Annotated in this window: 20 protein-coding genes and 2 tRNA genes; 2 read left to right on the forward strand and 20 right to left on the reverse strand. The window is 57.8% G+C overall.

Translation table 11 applies throughout. The annotated features are described in order from the left end of the window. Positions 1 to 174: 174 nt before the first annotated feature. From pnp to rlmE, 15 genes are all read right to left on the reverse strand, one after another. Complete coding sequence (pnp, locus tag ACP3TY_RS21485) at positions 175 to 2,280, reverse strand: polyribonucleotide nucleotidyltransferase (RefSeq protein ID WP_053117036.1); 2,106 nt, start codon at positions 2,278 to 2,280, stop codon at positions 175 to 177. A 193-nt stretch (positions 2,281 to 2,473) separates the two neighbouring features. After that, positions 2,474 to 2,743, reverse strand: coding sequence for a 30S ribosomal protein S15 (gene rpsO / locus ACP3TY_RS21490; protein WP_003177875.1), 270 nt, complete (start codon positions 2,741 to 2,743; stop codon positions 2,474 to 2,476). A gap of 142 nt (positions 2,744 to 2,885) precedes the next feature. After that, positions 2,886 to 3,803 (reverse strand): tRNA pseudouridine(55) synthase TruB, encoded by a 918-nt coding sequence (gene truB, locus ACP3TY_RS21495; protein WP_053117035.1) that lies wholly within the window; start codon positions 3,801 to 3,803, stop codon positions 2,886 to 2,888. 4 nt (positions 3,804 to 3,807) lie between these two features. Continuing rightward, positions 3,808 to 4,209 (reverse strand): 30S ribosome-binding factor RbfA, encoded by a 402-nt coding sequence (rbfA, locus tag ACP3TY_RS21500; RefSeq protein WP_007915259.1) that lies wholly within the window; start codon positions 4,207 to 4,209, stop codon positions 3,808 to 3,810. A gap of 160 nt (positions 4,210 to 4,369) precedes the next feature. Further along, positions 4,370 to 6,901 carry a translation initiation factor IF-2 gene (infB, locus tag ACP3TY_RS21505; protein ID WP_159812897.1) on the reverse strand — a complete coding sequence of 844 codons (2,532 nt, stop codon included), beginning with the start codon at positions 6,899 to 6,901 and terminating at the stop codon, positions 4,370 to 4,372. A gap of 27 nt (positions 6,902 to 6,928) precedes the next feature. After that, positions 6,929 to 8,410, reverse strand: a complete 1,482-nt coding sequence (nusA, locus tag ACP3TY_RS21510) for a transcription termination factor NusA (protein ID WP_426618437.1) — start codon at positions 8,408 to 8,410, stop codon at positions 6,929 to 6,931. A 47-nt stretch (positions 8,411 to 8,457) separates the two neighbouring features. Next, positions 8,458 to 8,916 carry a ribosome maturation factor RimP gene (gene rimP, locus ACP3TY_RS21515; protein WP_008088338.1) on the reverse strand — a complete coding sequence of 153 codons (459 nt, stop codon included), beginning with the start codon at positions 8,914 to 8,916 and terminating at the stop codon, positions 8,458 to 8,460. 139 nt (positions 8,917 to 9,055) lie between these two features. Further along, positions 9,056 to 9,132: transfer RNA gene (locus ACP3TY_RS21520), tRNA-Met, on the reverse strand. Positions 9,133 to 9,229: 97 nt separating this feature from the next. After that, positions 9,230 to 9,315, reverse strand: a tRNA-Leu gene (locus ACP3TY_RS21525). A gap of 22 nt (positions 9,316 to 9,337) precedes the next feature. Further along, on the reverse strand, positions 9,338 to 9,724 hold the full coding sequence (gene secG / locus ACP3TY_RS21530) for a preprotein translocase subunit SecG (protein WP_016986497.1): 387 nt from the start codon (positions 9,722 to 9,724) through the stop codon (positions 9,338 to 9,340). A 4-nt stretch (positions 9,725 to 9,728) separates the two neighbouring features. Further along, a complete protein-coding gene (tpiA, locus tag ACP3TY_RS21535) occupies positions 9,729 to 10,484 on the reverse strand; it encodes a triose-phosphate isomerase (protein WP_053117032.1) in 756 nt (251 codons plus the stop codon). 65 nt (positions 10,485 to 10,549) lie between these two features. Beyond that, positions 10,550 to 11,887, reverse strand: a complete 1,338-nt coding sequence (glmM, locus tag ACP3TY_RS21540; protein WP_053117031.1) for a phosphoglucosamine mutase — start codon at positions 11,885 to 11,887, stop codon at positions 10,550 to 10,552. Positions 11,888 to 11,903: 16 nt separating this feature from the next. Next, entirely contained in the window at positions 11,904 to 12,755 is an 852-nt protein-coding gene (gene folP / locus ACP3TY_RS21545; protein WP_426618438.1) for a dihydropteroate synthase, read from the reverse strand. A gap of 8 nt (positions 12,756 to 12,763) precedes the next feature. Further along, positions 12,764 to 14,674 carry an ATP-dependent zinc metalloprotease FtsH gene (gene ftsH, locus ACP3TY_RS21550; protein ID WP_053117029.1) on the reverse strand — a complete coding sequence of 637 codons (1,911 nt, stop codon included), beginning with the start codon at positions 14,672 to 14,674 and terminating at the stop codon, positions 12,764 to 12,766. A gap of 203 nt (positions 14,675 to 14,877) precedes the next feature. Then, complete coding sequence (gene rlmE, locus ACP3TY_RS21555) at positions 14,878 to 15,507, reverse strand: 23S rRNA (uridine(2552)-2'-O)-methyltransferase RlmE (RefSeq protein WP_053117028.1); 630 nt, start codon at positions 15,505 to 15,507, stop codon at positions 14,878 to 14,880. A gap of 101 nt (positions 15,508 to 15,608) precedes the next feature. Between rlmE and ACP3TY_RS21560 the strand changes: the two genes are divergently transcribed. Beyond that, positions 15,609 to 15,917: a YhbY family RNA-binding protein gene (locus ACP3TY_RS21560; protein ID WP_053117027.1), complete on the forward strand. Its 309-nt coding sequence runs from the start codon at positions 15,609 to 15,611 to the stop codon at positions 15,915 to 15,917. A 9-nt stretch (positions 15,918 to 15,926) separates the two neighbouring features. On the opposite strand, the gene ACP3TY_RS21565 is transcribed toward ACP3TY_RS21560, so the two are convergent. The 4 genes from ACP3TY_RS21565 to carA all read right to left on the reverse strand — a co-directional run bounded on the left by ACP3TY_RS21565 (position 15,927) and on the right by carA (position 21,322). Continuing rightward, positions 15,927 to 16,331 carry a hypothetical protein gene (locus tag ACP3TY_RS21565; RefSeq protein WP_053117026.1) on the reverse strand — a complete coding sequence of 135 codons (405 nt, stop codon included), beginning with the start codon at positions 16,329 to 16,331 and terminating at the stop codon, positions 15,927 to 15,929. Between the two features lie 28 nt (positions 16,332 to 16,359). After that, positions 16,360 to 16,836: a transcription elongation factor GreA gene (gene greA / locus ACP3TY_RS21570; protein WP_053117947.1), complete on the reverse strand. Its 477-nt coding sequence runs from the start codon at positions 16,834 to 16,836 to the stop codon at positions 16,360 to 16,362. Positions 16,837 to 16,838: 2 nt separating this feature from the next. Then, positions 16,839 to 20,060, reverse strand: a complete 3,222-nt coding sequence (carB, locus tag ACP3TY_RS21575) for a carbamoyl-phosphate synthase large subunit (protein ID WP_426618439.1) — start codon at positions 20,058 to 20,060, stop codon at positions 16,839 to 16,841. 125 nt (positions 20,061 to 20,185) lie between these two features. Next, positions 20,186 to 21,322, reverse strand: coding sequence for a glutamine-hydrolyzing carbamoyl-phosphate synthase small subunit (carA, locus tag ACP3TY_RS21580; RefSeq protein ID WP_053117024.1), 1,137 nt, complete (start codon positions 21,320 to 21,322; stop codon positions 20,186 to 20,188). A 288-nt stretch (positions 21,323 to 21,610) separates the two neighbouring features. On the opposite strand from carA, the gene ACP3TY_RS21585 reads away from it, so the two are divergent. Then, complete coding sequence (locus ACP3TY_RS21585; protein WP_053117023.1) at positions 21,611 to 23,026, forward strand: DNA cytosine methyltransferase; 1,416 nt, start codon at positions 21,611 to 21,613, stop codon at positions 23,024 to 23,026. A gap of 41 nt (positions 23,027 to 23,067) precedes the next feature. Here the strand turns inward: ACP3TY_RS21585 and ACP3TY_RS21590 are convergent, their stop codons facing one another. Next, positions 23,068 to 23,805, reverse strand: coding sequence for a PmeII family type II restriction endonuclease (locus ACP3TY_RS21590; protein WP_159812894.1), 738 nt, complete (start codon positions 23,803 to 23,805; stop codon positions 23,068 to 23,070). Positions 23,806 to 23,807 lie beyond the last annotated feature (2 nt).

Genomic DNA, 23,807 nt, shown 5'->3' on the forward strand with positions numbered 1-23,807 from the left:
GGTTTTCACAAAAGCAAAGATCGCAGCCTGCGGCAGCTCCTACATGATCGGGTTATCACACCACTTGTGTAGGAGCTGCCGCAGGCTGCGATCTTTTGATCTTTATGCCAGACAAAAAAATGCCCCACCGTTTTCACGGCGGGGCATTTTTATTGCGCTAACGCTTTGGGCTGATTAAACGCCCGAAGCCTTGGCTGCTGCCACGTCTTTGATGGACAGCTTGATACGGCCGCGGTTGTCCACGTCCAGTACCAGCACTTCCACTTCCTGGCCTTCTTTCAGGATGTCGGTCACTTTCTCTACGCGAGCGTCGCTCAGCATCGAAATGTGCACCAGACCGTCCTTGCCCGGCAGGATGTTGACGAATGCGCCGAAGTCGACGATGCGCTCAACCTTGCCCACGTAGATCTTGCCGATCTCGGCTTCAGCGGTGATGCCCAGAACGCGCTGACGTGCAGCTTCAGCAGCTTCCTTGGTTTCGCCGAAGATCTTGATCGAACCGTCGTCTTCGATGTCGATCGAAGCCTTGGTTTCTTCGCAGATCGCACGGATGGTCGCGCCACCTTTACCGATAACGTCACGGATTTTGTCGGTGTCGATTTTCATCGCGATCATGGTCGGAGCGTTGGCCGACAGTTCGGTACGCGACTGGCCAATGATCTGGTTCATCTGACCGAGGATATTCAGGCGCGCTTCCAGGGCTTGGCCCAGAGCGATTTCCATGATTTCTTCGGTGATGCCTTTGATCTTGATGTCCATCTGCAGCGCGGTAACACCTTTGGCGGTACCGGCTACTTTGAAGTCCATGTCGCCCAAGTGGTCTTCGTCACCGAGGATGTCGGTCAGAACGGCGAATTTCTCGCCTTCTTTAACCAGACCCATGGCGATACCGGCAACTGGCGCCTTCATCGGCACACCAGCGTCCATCAGGGCCAGGGAAGCGCCGCAAACGGAAGCCATCGAGCTCGAACCGTTGGATTCGGTAATTTCCGAAACCACGCGGATGGTGTACGGGAACACGTCAGCGGCTGGCAGCATGGCCGAAACCGAACGACGGGCCAGACGGCCGTGACCGATTTCACGACGACCAGCACCACCCATGCGACCACACTCGCCTACCGAGAACGGAGGGAAGTTGTAGTGCAGCATGAACGGGTCTTTTTTCTCGCCTTCCAGGGTGTCCAGCAGCTGTGCGTCACGGGCAGTACCCAGAGTCGCGACTACCAGAGCCTGGGTTTCACCACGGGTGAACAGCGCCGAACCGTGAGTCTTCGGCAGAACGCCGACTTCGATGTTCAGCGGACGTACGGTTTTGGTGTCGCGACCGTCGATACGTGGCTTGCCGTTTACGATGTTTTCGCGAACGGTGCGGTATTCGATTTCGCCGAAGGCAGCTTTGACTTCGCTGGACGAAGGCTGGCCTTCTTCACCGGACAGCTTGGCAACAACCTGATCCTTCAACTCACCCAGGCGAGCGTAACGGTCGGCCTTGATGGTGATGGTGTAAGCCTGGGAGATCGCTTCGCCGAACTCGGCACGGATAGCGCCCAGCAGTTCGGTGGCTTCTGGCGCAGGAGCCCAGTTCCAGGTTGGCTTGGCAGCTTCAGCGGCCAGTTCTTTAACCGCATTAATCACAACCTGGAATTCGTCGTGAGCAAACAGTACGGCGCCCAGCATCTGGTCTTCGGTCAGCTCTTTGGCTTCCGATTCAACCATCAGCACGGCGTCCGAAGTACCGGCAACGACCATGTCCAGGCTCGAAGCAGCTTGCTGCTCGTAAGTCGGGTTCAGCAGGTAGCCGGTGCTTTCGTGGAAAGCTACACGAGCGGCGCCGATCGGGCCGTCGAACGGAATACCCGAGATGGCCAGGGCAGCCGAGGTACCGATCATCGCAGCGATGTCCGGATCGGTCTTCTTGCTGGTGGAAACGACGGTGCAGACAACCTGCACTTCGTTCATGAAGCCTTCTGGGAACAGCGGACGGATCGGACGGTCGATCAGTCGGGAAGTCAGGGTTTCTTTTTCGGAAGGACGGCCTTCACGCTTGAAGAAACCGCCAGGGATCTTACCGGCAGCGTAAGTCTTTTCCTGGTAGTGAACCGACAGAGGGAAGAAGCCCTTGCCTGGATCGGCTTGTTTTGCACCGACTACAGTCACCAATACGCTGACGTCGTCGTCAACGGTGACCAATACTGCGCCGGAGGCCTGACGGGCGATACGGCCAGTCTCGAGGGTAACGGTCGATTGACCGAACTGGAATTTTTTGATTACCGGGTTCACGGTGTCCTACCTTCTTTGTGGCTCTTGGGGGAACTGGTTTCTTGCGAATTCTTGGGCAATGTCGGGAATCGGCCCAACGCCTGTCCAGGGTAAAACGTGTATCCAGATAAAACTTGAGGCTGGGAGCCTGCAAGCCGCCGGCGGTAAACCGCTGACGTCCGACAGACAACCAACCTCATAGCGCAATCACTGATTAGCGACGCAGACCCAGGCGACCGATCAGAGTCTGATAACGACCCAGATCCTTGCCTTTCAGGTAGTCCAGCAGCTTGCGACGCTGGTTTACCATGCGGATCAGACCACGACGGGAGTGGTGATCTTTACCGTTGGCCTTGAAGTGACCTTGCAGCTTGTTGATGTTGTGGGTCAGCAGTGCAACTTGCACTTCTGGCGAACCAGTGTCACCAACAGCTTGCTGGTAGTCAGCAACGATTTGAGCTTTTTCTTGAACGTCGAGAGCCATGAGGCAATCCTTTTATCAGGAAACTGTTTCAAAGAAACAGCTTCAACAGGCCAGGGACAAATCCCTGTATCTATAAATGAGTAGTGACCGTGCCTGTTAACAGCCACCCTCGCCAGCCTGCTTTGACACAGACCGGTTTCGGTCATTCCGACCGAATCAGTCGACGTGGCGCAATGCGCCCGTCTTCGCTCACTTCACCGATACCGATGAAGCGACCATTGTGATCCTGTACCCGCACCATGCCGAACTTCGGAGCATCCGGGGCACGTACCGGCTGGCCGTTGAGCCAGTAGAACGCGCTCGCTTCCGAGAAGTGCAGCAGCGGCCAATCCTGCAAGCCGCTGTCCGATGGCATCAGGAAGCGATCAACCGCTTCGTTGCCGCCTTCGGCATGTACCGCTTCCAGCTCTTCGAGGGTCACGGTCTGCGCCAAGGTGAAAGGCCCGGCCTGGGTACGGCGCAATTCAGCGACGTACGCACCACAACCGAGTTGCTCACCGATATCCTCCACCAGGGTGCGAATATAGGTGCCCTTGCTGCAATCCACCGCAAGACGCGCAGTATCGCCTTCGAAGGCCAGTAATTCCAAGCGCGCAATAGTAACAGAACGCGGTTCGCGCTCCACTACTTCGCCTGCACGCGCCAGCTTGTACAGCGGCTGGCCATCACGCTTGAGCGCCGAGTACATCGGCGGTATCTGACTGATTTGCCCACGAAATTTCGGCAATGCCGCTTCGACATCGGTGCGACCAACGGTCACCGGACGCTCCTGCAAAACCTCACCCTCGGCATCGGCCGTGGTGGTGGTCTTGCCCAGCTGCGCCAGGGTTTCATAGGCCTTGTCGGAATCGAGCAGGTATTGCGAGAACTTGGTCGCCTCGCCAAAGCACAACGGCAAGACGCCGGTGGCCAGCGGGTCGAGGCTGCCGGTGTGACCGGCCTTCTCGGCGTTGAGCAACCAGCGAACCTTCTGCAACGCGGCGTTGGAGGTAAACCCCAACGGCTTGTCGAGCAGGATAATGCCGCTGACGTTACGACGGATACGTTTGACCTGAGCCACCGAATTACTCCTTGGTGTCTTCAGGTTCAGCAGCGACCGGGTGCTGATTGTCTTCAGCCACGGCACGCTCGATCAGCGCTGACAAATGCGCGCCACGCACGACGGATTCGTCGTAGTGAAAGTGCAGTTGCGGCACGCTGCGCAGCTTCATTTCACGGGCCAGTTGCATGCGCAGGAAACCTGCGGCGGCATTCAGCACCTTGATGCTTTGCGCGATGTCTTCAGCGTTGTCCTGCCCCATTACGGTGATGAAAATCTTCGCGTGACCGACGTCACGGCTGACTTCAACAGCGGTAATGGTGACCAGACCCACACGTGGATCTTTGACTTCACGACGGATCAGTTGGGCCAGCTCGCGCTGCATCTGATCGCCGATACGTTGGGTACGGCTGTATTCTTTTGCCATGATTTTGTTACCTGTTACTGCCCTGCGGTGAAACCCGCAAGGTCTGAAAGCGGCAAACGCCCGGCCTGACAAATGCCAGACCGGGCGTTGCGTTTAGAGTCCTTGTGATGCGCCACACCCTTGAGTGCGGCCGGCCATCACGGCTCCTGAAGTGCGCGAGTTAGAGGCTGCGAGCAACCTGAACCTTCTCGAAGACTTCGATCTTGTCGCCGACTTTAACGTCGTTGTAGCTCTTAACGCCGATACCGCATTCCATGCCGGCACGTACTTCGGAAGCGTCATCCTTGAAGCGGCGCAGGGATTCCAGCTCGCCTTCGAAGATAACGATGTCTTCACGCAGTACGCGGATCGGACGGTTACGGTGCACAACACCTTCGATCACCATGCAACCAGCGATCGCGCCAAACTTCGGCGAACGGAACACGTCACGCACTTCGGCGATACCCAGGATGTTCTCGCGAACATCGCTGCCGAGCATACCGGTCAGGGCTTTCTTGACGTCTTCGATGATGTCGTAGATCACGTTGTAGTAACGCATATCCAGACCTTCCTGCTCGACGATCTTCCGTGCGCCAGCATCGGCACGCACGTTGAAGCCGAACAGTACAGCGTTCGAAGCCAGTGCCAGGTTAGCGTCGGATTCGGTGATACCACCCACGCCGCCGCCTACTACGCGCACTTGTACTTCGTCGTTGCCCAGGCCATTCAAGGCACCGTTCAACGCTTCCAGCGAACCACGGACGTCGGATTTGAGGACGATGTTGAGCGTCTTCTTCTCTGCCTGACCCATGTTTTCGAAGATGTTTTCCAGCTTGCCGGCGTGAGCGCGAGCCAGTTTGACTTCGCGGAACTTGCCTTGACGGAACAGAGCCACTTCACGGGCTTTCTTCTCGTCAGCAACAACGCTCATCTCGTCGCCAGCGTCCGGGGTACCGTCCAGGCCGAGGATCTCGACTGGGATGGAAGGACCGGCTTCTTTGATTGGCTTGCCGTTCTCGTCGAGCATGGCGCGCACGCGGCCATAGTTCGAACCGACCAGCACCATGTCGCCTTGGCGCAGGGTACCGTCTTGAACCAGAACGGTTGCAACCGGGCCACGACCTTTGTCGAGACGCGATTCAACCACAACGCCACGGCCAGGAGCCGATGGTGTTGCTTTCAGTTCGAGAACTTCAGCTTGCAGCAGAACGGCTTCCAGCAGCTCGTCCACGCCAGTACCGACTTTCGCCGAAACCGGAACGAACGGCGTATCACCGCCCCACTCTTCAGACGTCACGCCGTGAACCGACAGTTCGCTACGGATGCGATCAAGATCGGCGCCCGGCTTGTCGATTTTGTTCACTGCTACAACCAGTGGAACGCCAGCCGCTACCGCGTGCTGAACAGCTTCAATGGTCTGCGGCATCACGCCGTCGTCCGCTGCAACCACCAGGATCACGATGTCAGTCGCCTTGGCACCACGAGCACGCATTGCGGTAAACGCGGCGTGACCCGGGGTGTCGAGGAAGGTGACCATGCCGCGTTCGGTTTCAACGTGGTACGCACCGATGTGCTGGGTGATACCACCGGCTTCGCCAGCAGCTACCTTGGCACGACGGATGTAGTCGAGCAGGGAAGTTTTACCGTGGTCAACGTGACCCATTACGGTCACAACTGGCGCACGGGAGAACGACTCACCTTCAAACTTCAGGGACTCGGCCAGGGAATCTTCCAGGGCGGTGTCGCTGACCAGGGTCACTTTGTGGCCCAGTTCTTCGGCTACCAGTTGAGCAGTTTCCTGATCAAGCACCTGGTTGATGGTCGCTGGAGTACCCAGTTTGAACATGAACTTGATGATTTCAGCAGCCTTGACCGACATCTGATTGGCGAGATCGCCAACAGTGATGGTCTCGCCGATCTGCACATCACGCACGACAGGGCCGGTTGGGCTCTGGAAACCGTGCGCGTTGCGCTTCTTCAGCTTGGCCTTGCCGCGACCACCACGACGGAAGCCATCGCTTTCTTCGTCGGTAGTGCGTGGCGCCACACGTGGAGCCGGCGCTTTTTCTTTGACCGAGGCGCGATGCGGAGCGTTTTTGCGCTCGCCATCACCGCCACCGCTGCGACGATTGTTATCGTCAGCACGTGGCTTGTCCGGACGGCGCTGTTCGTTCTGCTTGTTGCGAACTTCAGCAGACGGAGCTGGAGCAGCGGCAGCGACCGGTGCGCTTTCGCGTACAGGTTCGGCAGCGGCAACCGGCGCAGCAGCAGGGGCGCTATTAGCATTCTGCGCAGCAGCAGGCTGGTTACGCGCTTCTACTTCGGCGCGTTGCTTGGCTTCTTCTTCAGCCTTCTGACGGGCAGCATTTTCTACTGCGCGACGCTCATCCAGTTCACGCTTGCGCTCGGCTTCGATTTCTTCCGGGCTGCGCTGTACGAAAACTTTCTTTTTGCGGACTTCAACGCTGATGCTTTTGCTGCCAGCAACACGCAGGGTGCTGGTGGTTTTACGCTGCAGCGTGATCTTGCGTGGTTCTTCCACTTTCGCCTTGTGGCTGCTTTTCAAGTGAGTCAGCAGGGACTGCTTCTCACTGTCAGTCACATTTTCTTCGGCGGCGGTGTGCGGCAGACCTGCCTCACGCATCTGCTGCAACAGGCGCTCTACCGGTGTTTTGACCTCATCGGCCAGTTGTTTCACCGTGACTTGCGTCATGCACTTCTCTCCTCAGGCCGCGCCTAATTACTCGAACCAGTGGGCTCGGGCGGCCATGATCAACTTGCCGGCACGATCATCGTCAATGCCGTCGATGTCGAGCAGGTCGTCAATAGACTGCTCGGCCAGGTCTTCGCGGGTAATTACGCCGCGCACCGCCAGTTCCATCGCCAAATCCTTGTCCATACCCTCAAGCGAGAGCAGGTCTTCGGCCGGATGGGCGTCTGCCAGCTTTTCCTCAGTAGCGATGGCTTTGGTCAACAAACGATCCTTGGCACGAGCGCGAAGCTCGTTGACGGTATCTTCGTCAAAGCCGTCGATGTTGAGCATTTCTTCCACCGGTACGTAGGCAATCTCTTCCAGGCTGGTGAAGCCTTCATCTACCAGCACCTGAGCCAGGTCTTCGTCGACTTCCAGCTCGTCGATGAAGTTGCGCAGGATGTCGCCGGTTTCTGCTTGCTGCTTAGCCTGGATGTCCGATTCGGTCATCACGTTCAGGGTCCAGCCAGTCAACTGGCTGGCCAGACGCACGTTCTGACCACCGCGACCGATGGCCTGAGCCAGATTGTCTGCGCCAACGGCGATGTCCATTGCGTGGGCATCTTCGTCAACGATAATTGCCGCAACCTCAGCCGGGGACATGGCGTTGATCACGAACTGAGCCGGGTTGTCGTCCCAAAGAACGATATCAACACGCTCACCGCCCAACTCACCCGACACTGCCTGGACGCGCGAACCGCGCATACCGATGCAAGCACCTTGTGGGTCAATGCGTTTGTCCTTGGAGCGGACGGCGATCTTGGCGCGCGAACCCGGATCACGGGACGCTGCCATTACTTCGATCAGGCCTTCAGCAATTTCCGGCACTTCGATGCGGAACAACTCGATCAGCATTTCCGGCGCGGTACGCGACAGGATCAGCTGCGGGCCGCGGTTCTCGGTGCGGATTTCCTTGAGCAGCGCACGCAGACGCACGCCGACACGGAAGGTTTCGCGAGAAATGATGTCTTCACGGGCCAGCAACGCTTCAGCGTTGTTACCCAGATCGACGATCACGTTGTCGCGGGTGACTTTCTTCACGGTGCCGGAGATGATTTCTCCCAGGCGCTCGCGATAAGCGTCGACCACTTGAGCGCGCTCGGCTTCACGCACTTTCTGCACGATGACTTGTTTGGCAGTCTGTGCAGCAATGCGGCCGAACTCGATGGATTCGATCTTTTCTTCGACGACGTCGCCAACGTTGGCACCCGGATGCGTTTCAGCAACCTTGCTCGGCCAGGTTTCGATGGCCGGATCGTCGAGATCATCCTCTTCGACGACCGTCCAGCGACGGAAAGTTTCGTATGCCCCGGTGTGGCGGTTAATTTCCACACGCAGGTCAACTTCGTCTTCAAAACGCTTTTTGGTAGCAGTGGCCAAAGCCAGCTCCAGCGCTTCAAAAATTACGCTTGCCGGTACGCCCTTTTCATTGGATACCGACTCAACAACCAGCAGTACTTCTTTGCTCATCGTACGCCTCGCCTTTCGCAAGCCATTGGATCCGCGGGATCCGCGTCTCAGTCAAAACTGGGAATAATGTTGGCCTTGTCGATCATATCGATCGGCAACAGGAATTCATGGTCGTCTACCTGCACCACGACATCCTGTTCTTCTACACCGCGCAGAAGGCCCTGAAAGTTGCGTCGACCTTCAAAAGGCGAGCGCAGCTTGATCTTCACTTGTTCACCGACAAACTGGGCGAACTGCTCAATAGTGAACAGTGGGCGCTCCATGCCAGGCGAGGAAACTTCAAGGGTGTATTCAACGGTGATTGGATCTTCAACATCCAGCACACCACTGATCTGACGGCTGACAATGGCGCAATCGTCCACCAGCACGCCACCCTCTTTATCGATATAAACGCGCAACATCGAGTGACGACCCTGAGCCGAAAACTCGATACCCCAGCATTCATAGCCCAGGGCCACGACCACCGGGGCCAGCAAGGCCTGCAACTCTTCTAGCTTGCTCGACACCTGAACCCCCTAGTGCATGATATGTGCATGCTTTGCAAAATAAAAAAATGGGCGAAACGCCCATCCTTGAAACGCCGTCGAACAGCGGCGTTGAAAGTGTCCAGCTAACAAAAAGCCCCTGAAAAGGGGCTCCTTAAACTGGTTGCGGGGGCCGGATTTGAACCGACGACCTTCGGGTTATGAGCCCGACGAGCTACCAGACTGCTCCACCCCGCGACAAAGCTGGGGCGGAAGTATACGACCGATCCCTTATAGGGTCAATGTAACCTTCCACCTGCAAGAAAGCCCGCAACAGCGGGCTCTCCTGACTAATTGGTACCGAGAAGGGGACTCGAACCCCTACACCCTATGGGCACAACCACCTCAAGGTTGCGTGTCTACCAATTCCACCACCTCGGCAAAACTACGTTTGAAACCCTTCTTACTTCTGCTCTTGAGCTGGAGGTACGTCAGTCGCTGGAGTAGCCGACTTTTGCTCTTGAAGCACCGGGACATCATCAGAAGCCGGTTGTTGTTGCTTAGGTACTTCCAACACTGCCGGGTTTGGCAAACCTGCTTGAGTCAGCTGGTGAGCTTTCTCTTTAGCAAAGTAACCTAACCCTAAGCTGGTTATGAAGAAACCGGCGGCAAGTATAGCAGTAAACTTACTAAGAAAGGTAGAGGAACCTTGGCTTCCGAACACAGTATTTGAAGCACCTGCTCCGAAAGACGCGCCAGCGTCCGCACCCTTACCCTGCTGCAGCAAAACCAGAGCAACTACGCCCAATGCACCCAGCAGATGAAAAACGACTACGACTGTTTCCAGCATTTTTTCAGTTTCCCGCGGCGCGACAGATCGCACCGAACTCATCTGCATTCAGGGAAGCTCCACCAATGAGCCCCCCATCGATATCCGGCATGCCGAACAGTTCGACCGCATTGGCCGCCTTCACGCTGCCGCCGTATAGAAGCCGCACACCTCGTGCGACTTCAGAATTCTCTGCCGCCAACTGCTCGCGAATGGCTTTATGCACATCCTGCGCCTGTTGCGGCGTTGCAGTCAGTCCGGTGCCAATGGCCCAGACAGGCTCGTAAGCAATGACTGCTTTTGCAAAAGCACCAACACCCAGCTCCTCGATGATACTGCCCAGCTGACGCCCGACAACCTCAAGAGTTTTCCCGGCTTCGCGCTGCTCGAGGGTTTCCCCTACACACAACACCGGAATCAAGCCACATGCCTGTGCCGCTGCGAACTTGCGATTCAGCATCCCGTCTCGCTCACCCATGATCTGGCGGCGTTCGGAGTGCCCGACAAGCACAAGGGAACAACCTGCATCCACCAACTGACTCGGTGCAATTTCACCGGTCAATGCACCTTGCATGGATTCCACCGCAGAATTCTGCGCACCGACCGAAATCGATTTACCTTTCAAGCCATCAACCACTTGATTGATATACAAGCAAGGCGGGAATACCGCGACATCAACACCGCTTGGCAAGGCCAGATGACGAAGGCCGTTGATCAGCTCAGCGACGCTGGCGCGGGTACCGTGCATCTTCCAGTTACCAGCTACCATAGGGCGACGCATGCTGTACCTCGTCGGTCAAAGTGGGCGCAGATGTTACCCAACACAATCATGCCTTGCAAGCCGAATCAGGCAGAAACTTCAGTTACCAGTTTTGCCAGTTCTTCGGCGTAGCTGCGAACCTGGGTTTCGTCCTCGCCTTCGACCATGACGCGCACCAGAGGCTCTGTCCCGGACTTGCGCAAAAGCACACGACCACGACCCGCCATTGCCTGGGTCACACGCGCACTGGCTTCCTTGACAGCAGGATGCTCCAGCGGATTATCGCCGCCGCCAAAACGCACGTTGATCAGCACTTGAGGGCACTTGCGCAGCGCCTGACGGCTTTGCGCCAGACCCTCGTTACGAGTCTTGAGCGCCATCAGCACCTGCAACGCCGCGATGATCGCATCACCGGTCGTGGTGTGATTGAAGCAAACGATGTGCCCGGAATTTTCACCACCGACCAGCCAGTTGCGTTCGAGCAATTCAGCAATCACATAGCGGTCACCGACATTGGCACGGATAAACGGAATTGAAAGCTCCGCCAGCGCCAACTCAAGACCCAGGTTGCTCATCAGTGTACCGACTACGCCGCCCTGCAGCTTGCCGCGCTCATGCAGGTCACGGGCGATGATGAACAACAGCTCGTCACCATCAACGATGGCACCGGTGTGATCGACCATCAACACGCGATCACCATCGCCATCGAAGGCAATACCCAGATCAGCATGCTCAGCCAGCACCGCCGCCTGCAACTGGCCCATATGGGTCGAGCCGCAGTTGTCGTTGATGTTCAGGCCATTAGGTTGCGCCGACAGCACCACCACTTCCGCACCCAGCTCACGGAACACGCTAGGCGCTACCTTGTAGGTCGCACCGTGGGCGCAGTCGATAACAATTTTCAGCCCGGAGAAGCTGGTACCGGTCGGCACACTGCTTTTGCAGAACTCGATGTAACGACCGGATGCGTCGTTGATACGCGACACCTTGCCGATCTTGCTCGACTCAACCACCGTCATCGGCGTATCGAGCAGCTCTTCAATCATCAACTCCAGCTCATCTGGCAGCTTGGTGCCTTTGCCGGAGAAAAACTTGATACCGTTATCGTCGTGTGGATTGTGCGAGGCACTGATCACAATGCCGGCTTCAGCCTGGAACGTACGCGACAGGTAAGCGATCGCGGGCGTCGGCATCGGGCCCAGCAGCATCACATCGGCACCCGCCGAAGTCAGGCCGGCTTCAAGCGCCGATTCGAACATGTAGCCGGAAATCCGCGTGTCCTTGCCGACCAGCACCTTGCAGGCACCCATCTTGCGGAACGCCATGCCGGCAGCCCAGCCAAGCTTGAGCATGAAGTCAGGGGTAATCGGGTATTCACCGACTCGACCACGAATGCCGTCAGTACCAAAATATTTCTTGCTCATAAGTGCTCCATCATTCTTATTCAGCTGATTCCACGGCCGCGAGCATCCGCACCACGTCTACCGTTTCCGCCACATCATGGACACGCAATATACGCGCACCTTTCAGCGACGCCAGTGCCGCCAGTGCCAAACCGCCGTGCAGCCGCTCACCGACAGGACGATTCAGCGCCTGCCCGATCATGCTTTTACGAGAAACGCCCACCAGCAGCGGCCGGCCCAACGCATGCAGGGCCTCCATGTGCTTGAACAAGCTTAGATTGTGCTGCAGGGTTTTGGCGAAGCCAAATCCCGGGTCGAGAATGATTCGCTCGGCAGGAATACCGGCAGCCGCACATTGCGTCATGCGCTCGGCGAGAAACTCACCGACTTCCCGAGTGACATCCTGATAGTGCGGATTGTCCTGCATATCGCCAGGCTCACCCAGCATATGCATCAGGCACACCGGCAAACCAGTTGCCGCTGCCGCATCCAGAGCACCATCACGCTGCAATGAACGGACATCGTTAATCAGGCCAGCACCGAGACGAGCCGTTTCGCGCATCACCGCGGGCGTCGAGGTATCAACTGAAATAACTACATCAAGTTCGCGATTGATCAGCTCCACGATTGGCGCGACGCGCTCAAGCTCTTCTAGCGGCGAAACCGCACGCGCACCGGGTCGGGTCGACTCGCCGCCAACATCGATCAGCGTCGCACCGGCGGCGACCATGGCTTCCGCGTGGCGCAGGGCCGCGTCGAGCTGGCTGTATTGGCCGCCATCGGAAAAGGAATCGGGAGTGACATTGAGAATGCCCATGACATGCGTATGGGCCAAATCAAGAACCCGGTTGCCGCAAGGCAACCGGGTCAGGGACTGTGCAAAAGTCATTTCAAACCTTAAACGTCAGCAGCCGGACCGCCAATCGGTGTTTCCGGACGCTCATCCTGTACAACCGGAGGCGGCGGCGGTGTACCCGTGCCACCCGACCAGTCGCGAGGTTCGCGAGGTGTGCGACCGGCCATGATGTCGTCGATCTGTTCAGCATCGATCGTTTCGTACTTCATCAGAGCGTCAGCCATGGCATCGAGCTTGTCACGGTTGTCCGTGAGGATCTGCTTGGCCGTGCCGTAGCATTGATCAATGATGCTGCGCACTTCGGAGTCGATGAGCTTGGCAGTCTCACCGGAGAAGCTGGCCGCCTGACCACCACCGCCGCGGCCGAGGAACACTTCGCCCTCTTCTTCGGCGTACATCAGCGGACCGAGTTTTTCCGACAGGCCCCATTTCGTCACCATATTCCGTGCAATCTGGCTGGCACGCATGATGTCGTTGGAAGCACCGGTGGTGACACCGTCGAAGCCCAGGGTCATTTCCTCAGCGATACGGCCGCCGTACAGCGAGCAGATCTGACTGATCAGTGCGCGCTTGGACAGGCTGTAGCGATCTTCTTCCGGCAGGAACATGGTCACACCCAGCGCACGACCGCGCGGGATGATCGACACCTTGTAGACCGGATCATGCTCAGGCACGACGCGACCCACAATGGCGTGGCCCGCTTCGTGATAAGCAGTGTTCTGCTTTTCTTTCTCGGACATGACCATCGATTTGCGCTCGGCGCCCATCATGATCTTGTCTTTGGCCAGTTCGAATTCTTTCATCTCGACGATGCGCTTGCCGCTACGTGCAGCGAACAGCGACGCTTCGTTGACCAGGTTAGCCAGGTCAGCACCGGAGAAGCCCGGAGTACCACGTGCGATCACGGCCGGAGCGACGTCGTCACCCATTGGCACTTTGCGCATGTGGACTTTGAGGATCTGCTCGCGACCACGGATATCCGGCAGACCGACCACAACCTGACGGTCGAAACGGCCCGGACGCAGCAGCGCAGGGTCGAGTACGTCAGGACGGTTGGTTGCAGCGATAACAATGATGCCGTCGTTCATTTCGAAGCCGTCCATCTCAACCAGCAACTGGTTGAGAGTCTGCTCACGCTCATCGTGACCACCACCCATGCCGGCGCCACGATGGCGGCCGACGGCGTCGATTTCATCGATGAAGATGATGCAAGGCGCGTGTTTCTTCGCCTGCTCGAACATGTCACGCACACGGCTGGCACCGACACCGACGAACATCTCGACGAAGTCAGAACCGGAAATGGTGAAGAACGGCACTTTGGCTTCGCCGGCAATCGCCTTGGCCAGCAAGGTTTTACCGGTACCCGGAGGACCGACCATCAGCACGCCGCGAGGAATACGACCGCCCAGGCGCTGGAACTTGCCCGGGTCACGGAGGAATTCAACCAGCTCGCCCACTTCTTCCTTGGCTTCGTCGCAACCGGCAACGTCAGCCAACGTGGTTTTTACCTGATCTTCGGAGAGCAGGCGCGCCTTGCTCTTGCCGAAGCTCATCGGCCCGCCCTTGCCGCCGGCACCGCCCTGCATCTGGCGCATGAAGAACATGAACACCGCGATGATCACCAGGATCGGGAAGCTGGCCACCAGAAGCTGGGTCCAGATGCTTTGCTGCTCAGGCTGTTTGCCTTCAACCACAACGTGATTGTCGACCAGATCGCCGATCAGGCCATTGTCCTGAATCGCCGGACGAATGGTCTTGAAGCTGTCGCCATCGTTGCGTTTGCCGGTAATCACATAGCCATCAACCGCTACGCGTTCGACCTTGCCATCCTTGACCTGCTGGATGAAGTCGGAATAGTTGAGGGTCTGCGGCTCGTTAGGGCTGGAGAAGTTGTTCATCACTGTCACCAGGACAGCCGCGATGATCAACCACAGGATCAGATTCTTTGCCATATCGTTCAATTAACTACCCTCTGAAGCAAGCTCCGCTACTGGCGCGCGCTTCGCATGATATTCACCGGCCTAACTTACTACATTACCTACGGCTCTGGCAGGCGCCGTCTGTAACCCTTTGTGAAACACTTTCTACACAATATTCGCTAATGCGCTCGGGGCGAAATACGAAAAACCTATCACCCCGCCAAAAAAACTCCGTTTTACTCACTACGCCCGCGGTAGCCCCAAGCCAGCATGTATTGCTCGCGGGAGGTGCCTCGAGAAGAGTCCGGCTTGATCATCTGGATCTTGTCGAACTTCTTGCGAGCATCCTTCAGGTAGGTATCGAACCCTTCACCCTGAAAAATCTTGATTACAAAATTACCGCCCGGCTTGAGGATTCGCTCCGCCAAGTCTAGCGCCAGTTCGCAAAGAAACATGGCTTTGGGCATGTCCACTTCGGGCGTACCACTCATATTGGGGGCCATATCGGAAATCACAAGGTCCACCTGCGAATTACCTACCGCCTCAAGGATCTGCGCGAGCACCGCGTCCTCAGTGAAGTCACCTTGAATGAAAGTCACGTCCGGAATGCTGTCCATTTCCAGAATGTCCGAGGCGATCAGACGCCCCTGACCGCCGATCAACCGGCTGGTGACCTGCGACCAGCCGCCAGGCGCTGCGCCCAGGTCGACAACGCTCATGCCGGGACGGATCAGCTTGTACTTCTCCTGGACTTCCAGAAGCTTGTAACTCGCACGCGAGCGGTAGCCATCCTTCTGGGCCTGCTTCACATACGGGTCATTAACATGTCTTTTCAGCCAACCAAGGCTTGTCTTGGAACGCGCCATTGGGCACCTCGATAATTAGGGTCGTGATTAATTGGGCGGATCCACGAGCCCTCGGGTAAAATGGCCGCCATTTTACAGAATCCAGACGAAAGGGTCAGATTATGCCGCTCACTCAAGAGCAGAAGAAACAGTACAAATCCATTGGCCACCATCTGAAACCCGTTTTGACGGTAGCCGACAATGGTTTGACTGAAGGTGTGTTAGCCGAATTTGAACGTGCATTGGCGGATCACGAGCTGATCAAGATCAAGCTCACCATCCTTGATCGCGAAGCGCGCCTGGCGCAAATCGCAGAGCTGTGCAAGGTCGGCAAAGCGGATCTGGTACAGGTCATCGGCAAGATGGCACTGGTGTATCGCAAGAACTTCAGCGCCAACAAGCAGCTGTCGAACGTTCATCGCTTCAAGTGATGACAGGGGTCAAGGGTGTGCTTCGCGCACCCTGACACTCCACCCCGGCACCGGTTGCATTACCAGTATCAAACCGGAAAAGCCCAGAATCAGAAAACTGAATTCCTGCCAGCGCTGCGCCTCTGGCCAGCCGACACGCACCGCGACAAACATCGCGCACGCGTACAACGCCATCAGCAGCACCTGCCCGCGAAAATCCCGCCATAGACTGGCAAGGCCTTCGGCCTGAACCAGCACCAAAGCCTGAAATATCACGCAAGCGGCAGCGAATCCCACCACCAGCACTTCAAATGCAGCGGCTACTTCATCGATCAGCAGCGGCGCCAGGCCAATTTTGCCCAGTGCCGGCTGCAAACCGAGATGAATAAGCCATAGACCGCCGACCCATAACATCTGGGTCAGCTGCCAAAGCATGGCGCCCGCGTGCAGCGGGCGCCCTTTTTCAGATGTGACGGACTTCGACAATCTCGTACTCGATCACGCCACCAGGCGTTTTAACCGCCACCACATCACCCTCTTCCTTAGCAATCAAGGCTCGGGCCAGTGGCGAACCGACGGAAATCTTGCCGAGTTTGAAGTCAGCCTCGTCCTCACCCACGATGTGGTAAGTAACGCGCTCATCCGTCTCGACGTTGGCAATTTCCACGGTCGTGCCGAAAATCACTTTGCCAGTGTGCGGGATCGACGTGACATCAATGATGACCTGATTCTGAATCCGGCCTTCGATGTCACGAATCCGCGCCTCGACCATGCCTTGCTGTTCGCGCGCGGCATGGTATTCAGCGTTTTCCTTCAAGTCACCCAGCTCGCGAGCCGTACCGATGTCCTGGCTGAGCTTCGGACGGACGACCTTGGTCAGGTGAGTGTGTTCTTCTTCCAGGGCTTTGGCGCCCTGAACAGTCATTGGGTATTTGGTTATGCTCATGCCTTCAATCCTGCGTGTAGATCTTGCAAGCGGCGCACGGTCTTTTCCGGACCGAACTTCAGCGCTTCACAGATAGCTTCGCCAGCAGCAATGGTAGTGGTGCAGTAGATCTTGTGCTGCAAGGCATTACGACGAATGGAGTACGAATCAGCGATCGACTGACGACCTTCGGTGGTGTTGATGATCAGCGTGACTTCGTCATTCTTGATCATGTCGACCACGTGCGGACGACCCTCGGTCACCTTGTTCACACGGCGCACTTTCAGACCTGCGGCTTCGATCAGCTTGGCAGTACCGGCAGTGGCAACCACTTCGAAGCCCAAGTTGATCAGATCACGGGCCACGCCTGCAACCAATGGCTTGTCGTCGTCACGTACGCTGATGAACGCAGTACCGCCGGTCGGCAGCACTTCGCTCGCGCCCATCTGGGCTTTGGCGAATGCTTCACCGAAGGTGTCGCCGACGCCCATCACTTCACCGGTCGACTTCATTTCTGGGCCGAGGATCGGGTCAACGCCAGGGAATTTGGCGAACGGGAAGACCGCCTCTTTCACGCTGTAGAAGTTCGGGATGATTTCTTTGGTGAAGCCGATTTCTTTCAGGGTCTTACCAGCCATCACGCGGGCAGCGATCATCGCCAGGGAGACACCGATGCACTTCGACACGAACGGTACGGTGCGGGAGGCACGCGGGTTGACTTCGATGACGTAAATGTCTTCGCCTTGCAGCGCCAACTGTACGTTCATCAGGCCGACAACGCCCAGCTCCAGGGCCATTTTCTTGACCTGTTCGCGCATCTCGTCCTGGATGTGCGCAGGCAGCGAGTACGGCGGCAGCGAGCACGCCGAGTCACCGGAGTGAACGCCAGCCTGTTCGATGTGCTGCATGATCGCGCCAATGACGACGTCTTTGCCGTCGCAGACCGCATCCACGTCCATTTCAATGGCGCAGTTGAGGAAGTGGTCGAGCAGCACCGGGCTGTCGTTGGACACTTTCACCGCATCACGCAGGTAGCGCTTGAGCTCTTCTTCTTCGTAAACGATTTCCATCGCGCGGCCACCCAGCACATAGGATGGGCGTACGACCAACGGGTAACCGATCTTGCTGGCGGCACGAATTGCTTCGTCTTCGCTGCGCACGGTGGCGTTTGGCGGCTGACGCAGGTTCAGGCGCTCAACCATTTGCTGGAAACGCTCACGGTCTTCGGCGCGGTCGATCGCGTCCGGGCTGGTGCCGATGATTGGCACGCCTGCGGCTTCCAGAGCGCGAGCCAGTTTCAGTGGAGTCTGGCCGCCGTACTGGACGATCACGCCTTTTGGCTTCTCGACGCGGCAGATTTCCAGCACGTCTTCGAGGGTTACCGATTCGAAGTACAGACGATCGGAGGTGTCGTAGTCAGTGGAAACAGTTTCCGGGTTGCAGTTGACCATGATGGTTTCGTAGCCGTCTTCGCGCAGTGCGAGGGCAGCGTGAACGCAGCAGTAGTCGAACTCGATACCTTGGCCGATACGGTTCGGGCCACCACCCAGAATCATGATCTTGTCGCGATCCGACGGCGCGGCTTCGCACTCTTCTTCGTAAGTCGAATAGAGATAAGCGGTGTCGGTGGCGAACTCGGCGGCGCAGGTGTCAACGCGCTTGTAGACCGGGAACACTTCCAGCTTGTGACGGTGAGTCCGCAGGTTCTTCTCGGTCACACCCAGCAGCTTGGCCAGACGCTGATCGGAGAAGCCTTTGCGCTTGAGCTTGTACATCACGTCGCGGTCGATCGCGGACAGACCGAGGGTCTTGACCTTCTCTTCGTCCTTGATCAGATCTTCGATCTGTACCAGGAACCAAGGGTCGATCATGTTCATCGCGAAGATTTCTTCGACGGTCATGCCGGCGCGGAAAGCGTCTGCCACGTACCAGATGCGCTCGGCGCCTGGCACGGTCAGTTCGCGCTTGAGCACGCTCATGCTTTCCGGGTTGCTCAGGTCGAGCTTCTCGTCCAGACCGCAAACGCCAACTTCCAGACCGCGCAGAGCTTTCTGCAGGGATTCCTGGAAGGTACGGCCGATGGCCATGACCTCACCGACCGACTTCATTTGCGTGGTCAGACGTGCGTCAGCCTTGGCGAACTTCTCGAAAGCGAAGCGTGGCAGCTTGGTGACGACGTAGTCGATCGACGGCTCGAAGGACGCCGGGGTTTTGCCGCCGGTGATGTCGTTCGACAGTTCGTCGAGGGTGTAGCCCACAGCCAGTTTGGCCGCGACTTTGGCGATCGGGAAACCGGTGGCTTTCGAAGCCAGCGCCGAGGAACGCGATACGCGCGGGTTCATTTCGATCACGACCATACGGCCAGTGTCCGGGCAGATACCGAATTGCACGTTGGAACCGCCGGTCTCGACGCCGATCTCGCGCAGTACCGCCAGGGAGGCGTTACGCAGGATCTGGTATTCCTTGTCGGTCAGGGTTTGTGCTGGAGCCACGGTGATCGAGTCACCGGTGTGCACGCCCATCGGGTCAAAGTTTTCGATCGAGCAGACGATGATGCAGTTGTCCTTTTTGTCGCGGACAACTTCCATTTCATATTCTTTCCAGCCGATCAGCGATTCGTCGATCAGCAGCTCTTTGGTCGGCGACAGGTCGAGACCGCGGGCGCAGATTTCTTCGAACTCTTCACGGTTGTACGCGATGCCACCACCGGTGCCGCCCATGGTGAAGGACGGACGGATGATGCACGGGAAGCCGAGGGTTTCGAGAACCGCGTTGGCTTCTTCCATGCTGTGGGCGATACCGGAGCGCGGGCACGCCAGGCCGATGGATTTCATCGCCTTGTCGAAACGCGAACGGTCTTCAGCCTTGTCGATGGTGTCGGCGTTGGCGCCGATCATTTCTACGCCGAACTTCTCCAGAATGCCTTCGCGTTCCAGGTCCAGGGCGCAGTTCAGAGCAGTCTGGCCGCCCATGGTTGGCAACACGGCGTCCGGACGCTCTTTCTCGATGATCTTGGCAACGGTCTGCCACTTGATCGGCTCGATGTAGGTCGCGTCGGCCATGTCCGGGTCGGTCATGATGGTGGCCGGGTTGGAGTTCACCAGGATGACGCGGTAGCCCTCTTCGCGCAGGGCTTTACAGGCCTGGGCGCCGGAGTAGTCGAATTCGCAGGCCTGGCCGATAACGATCGGGCCAGCGCCGAGAATCAGGATGCTTTTAATGTCTGTACGTTTTGGCATGGGTTTGTCACTCAAATCCGCAGGTCAGTCGGCAAGCCGTCTTGATCGATTTCTGAAGTCCCGAGGGGGCCGCCGGTGCCGGGGCCGCCCTCGAGGGCTTCTCTCTACAGTCTCAAGGCGAACGCTTAGCGTCGCTTGGCCATCTCGTTGATGAAGCGGTCGAACAGTGGCGCGACGTCGTTCGGGCCCGGGCTCGCTTCAGGGTGACCCTGGAAGCTGAACGCGCTCTTGTCGGTGCGCTCGATGCCTTGCAGGGTGCCGTCGAACAGCGATTTGTGGATCGCACGCACGTTGGCTGGCAGGGTTTCTTCGTCTACCGCGAAACCGTGGTTCTGGCTGGTGATCATCACAACGCCAGTGTCCAGATCCTGTACCGGGTGGTTGGCACCGTGGTGGCCATGGCCCATTTTCAGGGTCTTGGCGCCGGAGGCCAGAGCCAGCAGTTGGTGACCGAGGCAGATGCCGAATACCGGAATTTCGGTTTCCAGGACTTCCTTGATCGCCTTGATCGCGTAGTCGCATGGCTCCGGATCGCCCGGGCCGTTGGACAGGAACACGCCGTCCGGCTTCAGTGCCAGCACGTCGGCAGCGGGAGTCTGAGCAGGCACCACGGTGACGCGGCAGCCGCGCTCGACCAGCATGCGCAGGATGTTGACCTTGACGCCGTAGTCGTAGGCAACCACATGGTAAGGCAGCTCGGAAGCTTCGATGGTCGCGTGGCTGTCGGTCTTCAGATCCCAGACAGTCGAGCGCCATTCGTATTGCTTCTTGGTGCTGACGACTTTCGCCAGATCCATGCCCTTCAGGCCCGGGAAGCCTTGCGCAGCAGCGATTGCCGCTTCTTCGGAGATGTTGTCGCCGGCCATGATGCAGCCGTTCTGTGCGCCTTTTTCACGCAGGATGCGGGTCAGGCGGCGGGTGTCGATACCGGCGATTGCCACAACGTTGTTGGCTTTCAGGTAATCGGACAGGGACATCGTGTTACGCCAGTTGCTCGCTACCAGCGGCAGGTCACGAATGACCAGGCCAGCGGACCAGACGCGGTCGGACTCGGCGTCTTCCGGCGTGGTGCCGGTGTTGCCGATGTGCGGGTAAGTCAGGGTAACGATTTGTTGGGCGTAGGAAGGATCGGTAAGGATTTCCTGATAGCCGGTCATTGCGGTGTTGAACACCACCTCACCAACGGTCTGACCGTCGGCTCCAATGGCTTCGCCGCGAAAAATGCTGCCATCAGCAAGGGCGAGTATGGCTGGCTTAGTCAAGAAGACCTCCCGTAAATAAAGCATGAAGGGGCAATCGCAGGTTGTAAAAAAGCGGAGTGACGTATGGACACGTCACCCCGCTTCTTCACTGAATTATTCTGCGCGCTTTTAGTGGACACACTAAAGCTGTAGCTTACAGGAAAGACCTCGATTTCGGAAGGGCGAAACACACACAAACTCGCCTTATAAAGGCATGGCGACGCGCGGCCACAGTGATGGCACGGTTGACACCCCTTCACCCCTCTTTAGAATAGGTACCCATCTCAAGTTTCGAGCAAGAAACCCTGAATGAGTACCCACATCAGCATCGCTGACGCCGCCACGCTGCTGAATGTCAGTACGCAACGGGTCAGAACCCTTTGCCGCAACGGCGACCTCCAGTCCGAAAAGATCGGTAACACCTGGATCATCGACCACGCCAGCTTAAAAAATTACGGGCTCCGAACCGCACATATGATTGCACAAGATCACCCTGCTTACGCCGTGCAGACGTCGTCGAGCGAGCGCAAACCTATCGCTCTGAGTTTTTTCTCCGGCGCCATGGGCCTCGATCTCGGCCTGGAAAAGGCTGGTTTCGATATCCGCCTGGCCTGCGAATCGAACAAGCATTGCCGCCAGACCATCACCCTGAATCGCCCCAACACCGCGCTGCTCGGTGACATCAATGACTGCACCGCCGAGCAAGTGCTGGAAGCCGCACAGGTGCGCGCCGAAGACGTCGACCTGATCGTCGGCGGCCCGCCCTGCCAGGCCTTCAGCACCGCCGGCAAGCGCAAGGCGTTCAATGATGATCGCGGCAACGCCTTCCTCAAGTACATCGATCTGGCGCTGGAAATTCGCCCACGCTTCATCGTGATCGAGAACGTGCGCGGGCTGTTGTCGTGCCCAATGGATCATCGCCCGCACAATCAGCGCGGCAGCGAATTCCCCGATCTGTCCCTCGACGAAATGAAGGGCGGCGCGCTCAACTTCGTCATTAGCGTGCTACGACGTGCCGGCTACACCTGCACGTTCAACCTGTACAACTCGGCAAACTTCGGCACGCCGCAGATTCGCGAGCGGGTCATCATTGTCTGCTCCCGCGACGGCAAAGAAGCGCCATTCCTGACGCCAACCCACTCCGAAGACGGCTCCCACGGCCTGCCGGTCTGGAACAAGCTGCGCGGCGCACTGGTCGGTCTGGATCAGCACACGCACCTGAACTTCCCGGAAAAACGCCTCAAGTACTACCGCATGCTCACCGCCGGACAGAACTGGCGCAGCCTGACTCCGGACTTGCAGCAAGAAGCTCTCGGTAAGTCGTATTTCTCCGGCGGCGGCAAAACCGGTTTCCTGCGCCGTCTGCATTGGGAAAAACCCTCGCCGACGCTGGTCACTCACCCGGCCATGCCGGCCACCGACCTCGCGCACCCGGAAGAGGATCGCCCGCTGTCGATTCAGGAATACAAACGCATCCAGGAGTTTCCGGACGACTGGCAACTGGCTGGCCCGCTGATCGAGCAATACAAACAGGTCGGCAACGCCGTTCCGGTCAGCCTCGGCCACGCAGTTGGCAAATTGATTCGCGACCTGCTCAGCGGCACCGATCAGGCACCGCCGCAGGACTTCCGCTTCTCGCGCTACCAGGCCACGTCGCACAACGACTGGCTGCAAGTGTTCGAGCAGCAGAAGAAGAAGCTCCAATTCGACCTGGAACTGGCCTGATTCACTGCCGAGGGAGCGCCTGCTCCCTCACGCCTCACGCCTCACTCATCGCTTGAAGAGTTGAGGCGTACCAGACGATCCCACTGGATCGCACCCTCAGCGTTGCAAAACTCGCGGGTGAATTCTTCCGTGAACTGGTTGACCAGTTGCGTGTACGAGTCCTGGAATTGGGCATTACGCTCGTGCGCCTTAAAGCCCAGCGGCCCGATCAGCTCGACAAACAGATCCGGGTCGCCCGAGATAAACTCCCAGAAACGCTGCCCGCAGAGTTTGCTGTAGTCGCCCTTGTCCGGATTGTTATCACGCCCGTAGCAGCAACCGTTGACGGCAACGATGTTCAGGCCGGACTGGCTGGTACGCAACGTGCGCTGCGCCGTTTTGAAGTTGGTGCGCATTTGGGTGATCTGCGAGCTGTTGCCCCAGTTCGGCCCGGACTTGATCGCGACCAGATGACGGCGCCCGTCTTTATCAAACTCCAGATCAACACCGGCGACCGCTGACTTCCATCCTCCATAGGTCTTGCCATTGATGAAGATCGCCAGCCCTTCCAGCCAATCGCCGAACAGGGTTTCCTCGTTAGAAGACACGTGCGCATCAACAATCCCGCGAACGATCTGCTCCGCCGTCTGCATGTCCTTGGCTTTGAACATGTAGGGATTCTTGCGCTTGAGCACACTCTTGAGCTTCAACCGCGACAGGCTGTCGAGACGCTTCTGGTGAAACGTGCCGATATTGTCTTCGACGTACTTGGCCACATCGGCCAGATCCAATGGTTGCATCC

This window comes from Pseudomonas rustica, from assembly GCF_049959085.1.
Lineage (GTDB): Bacteria > Pseudomonadota > Gammaproteobacteria > Pseudomonadales > Pseudomonadaceae > Aquipseudomonas > Aquipseudomonas rustica.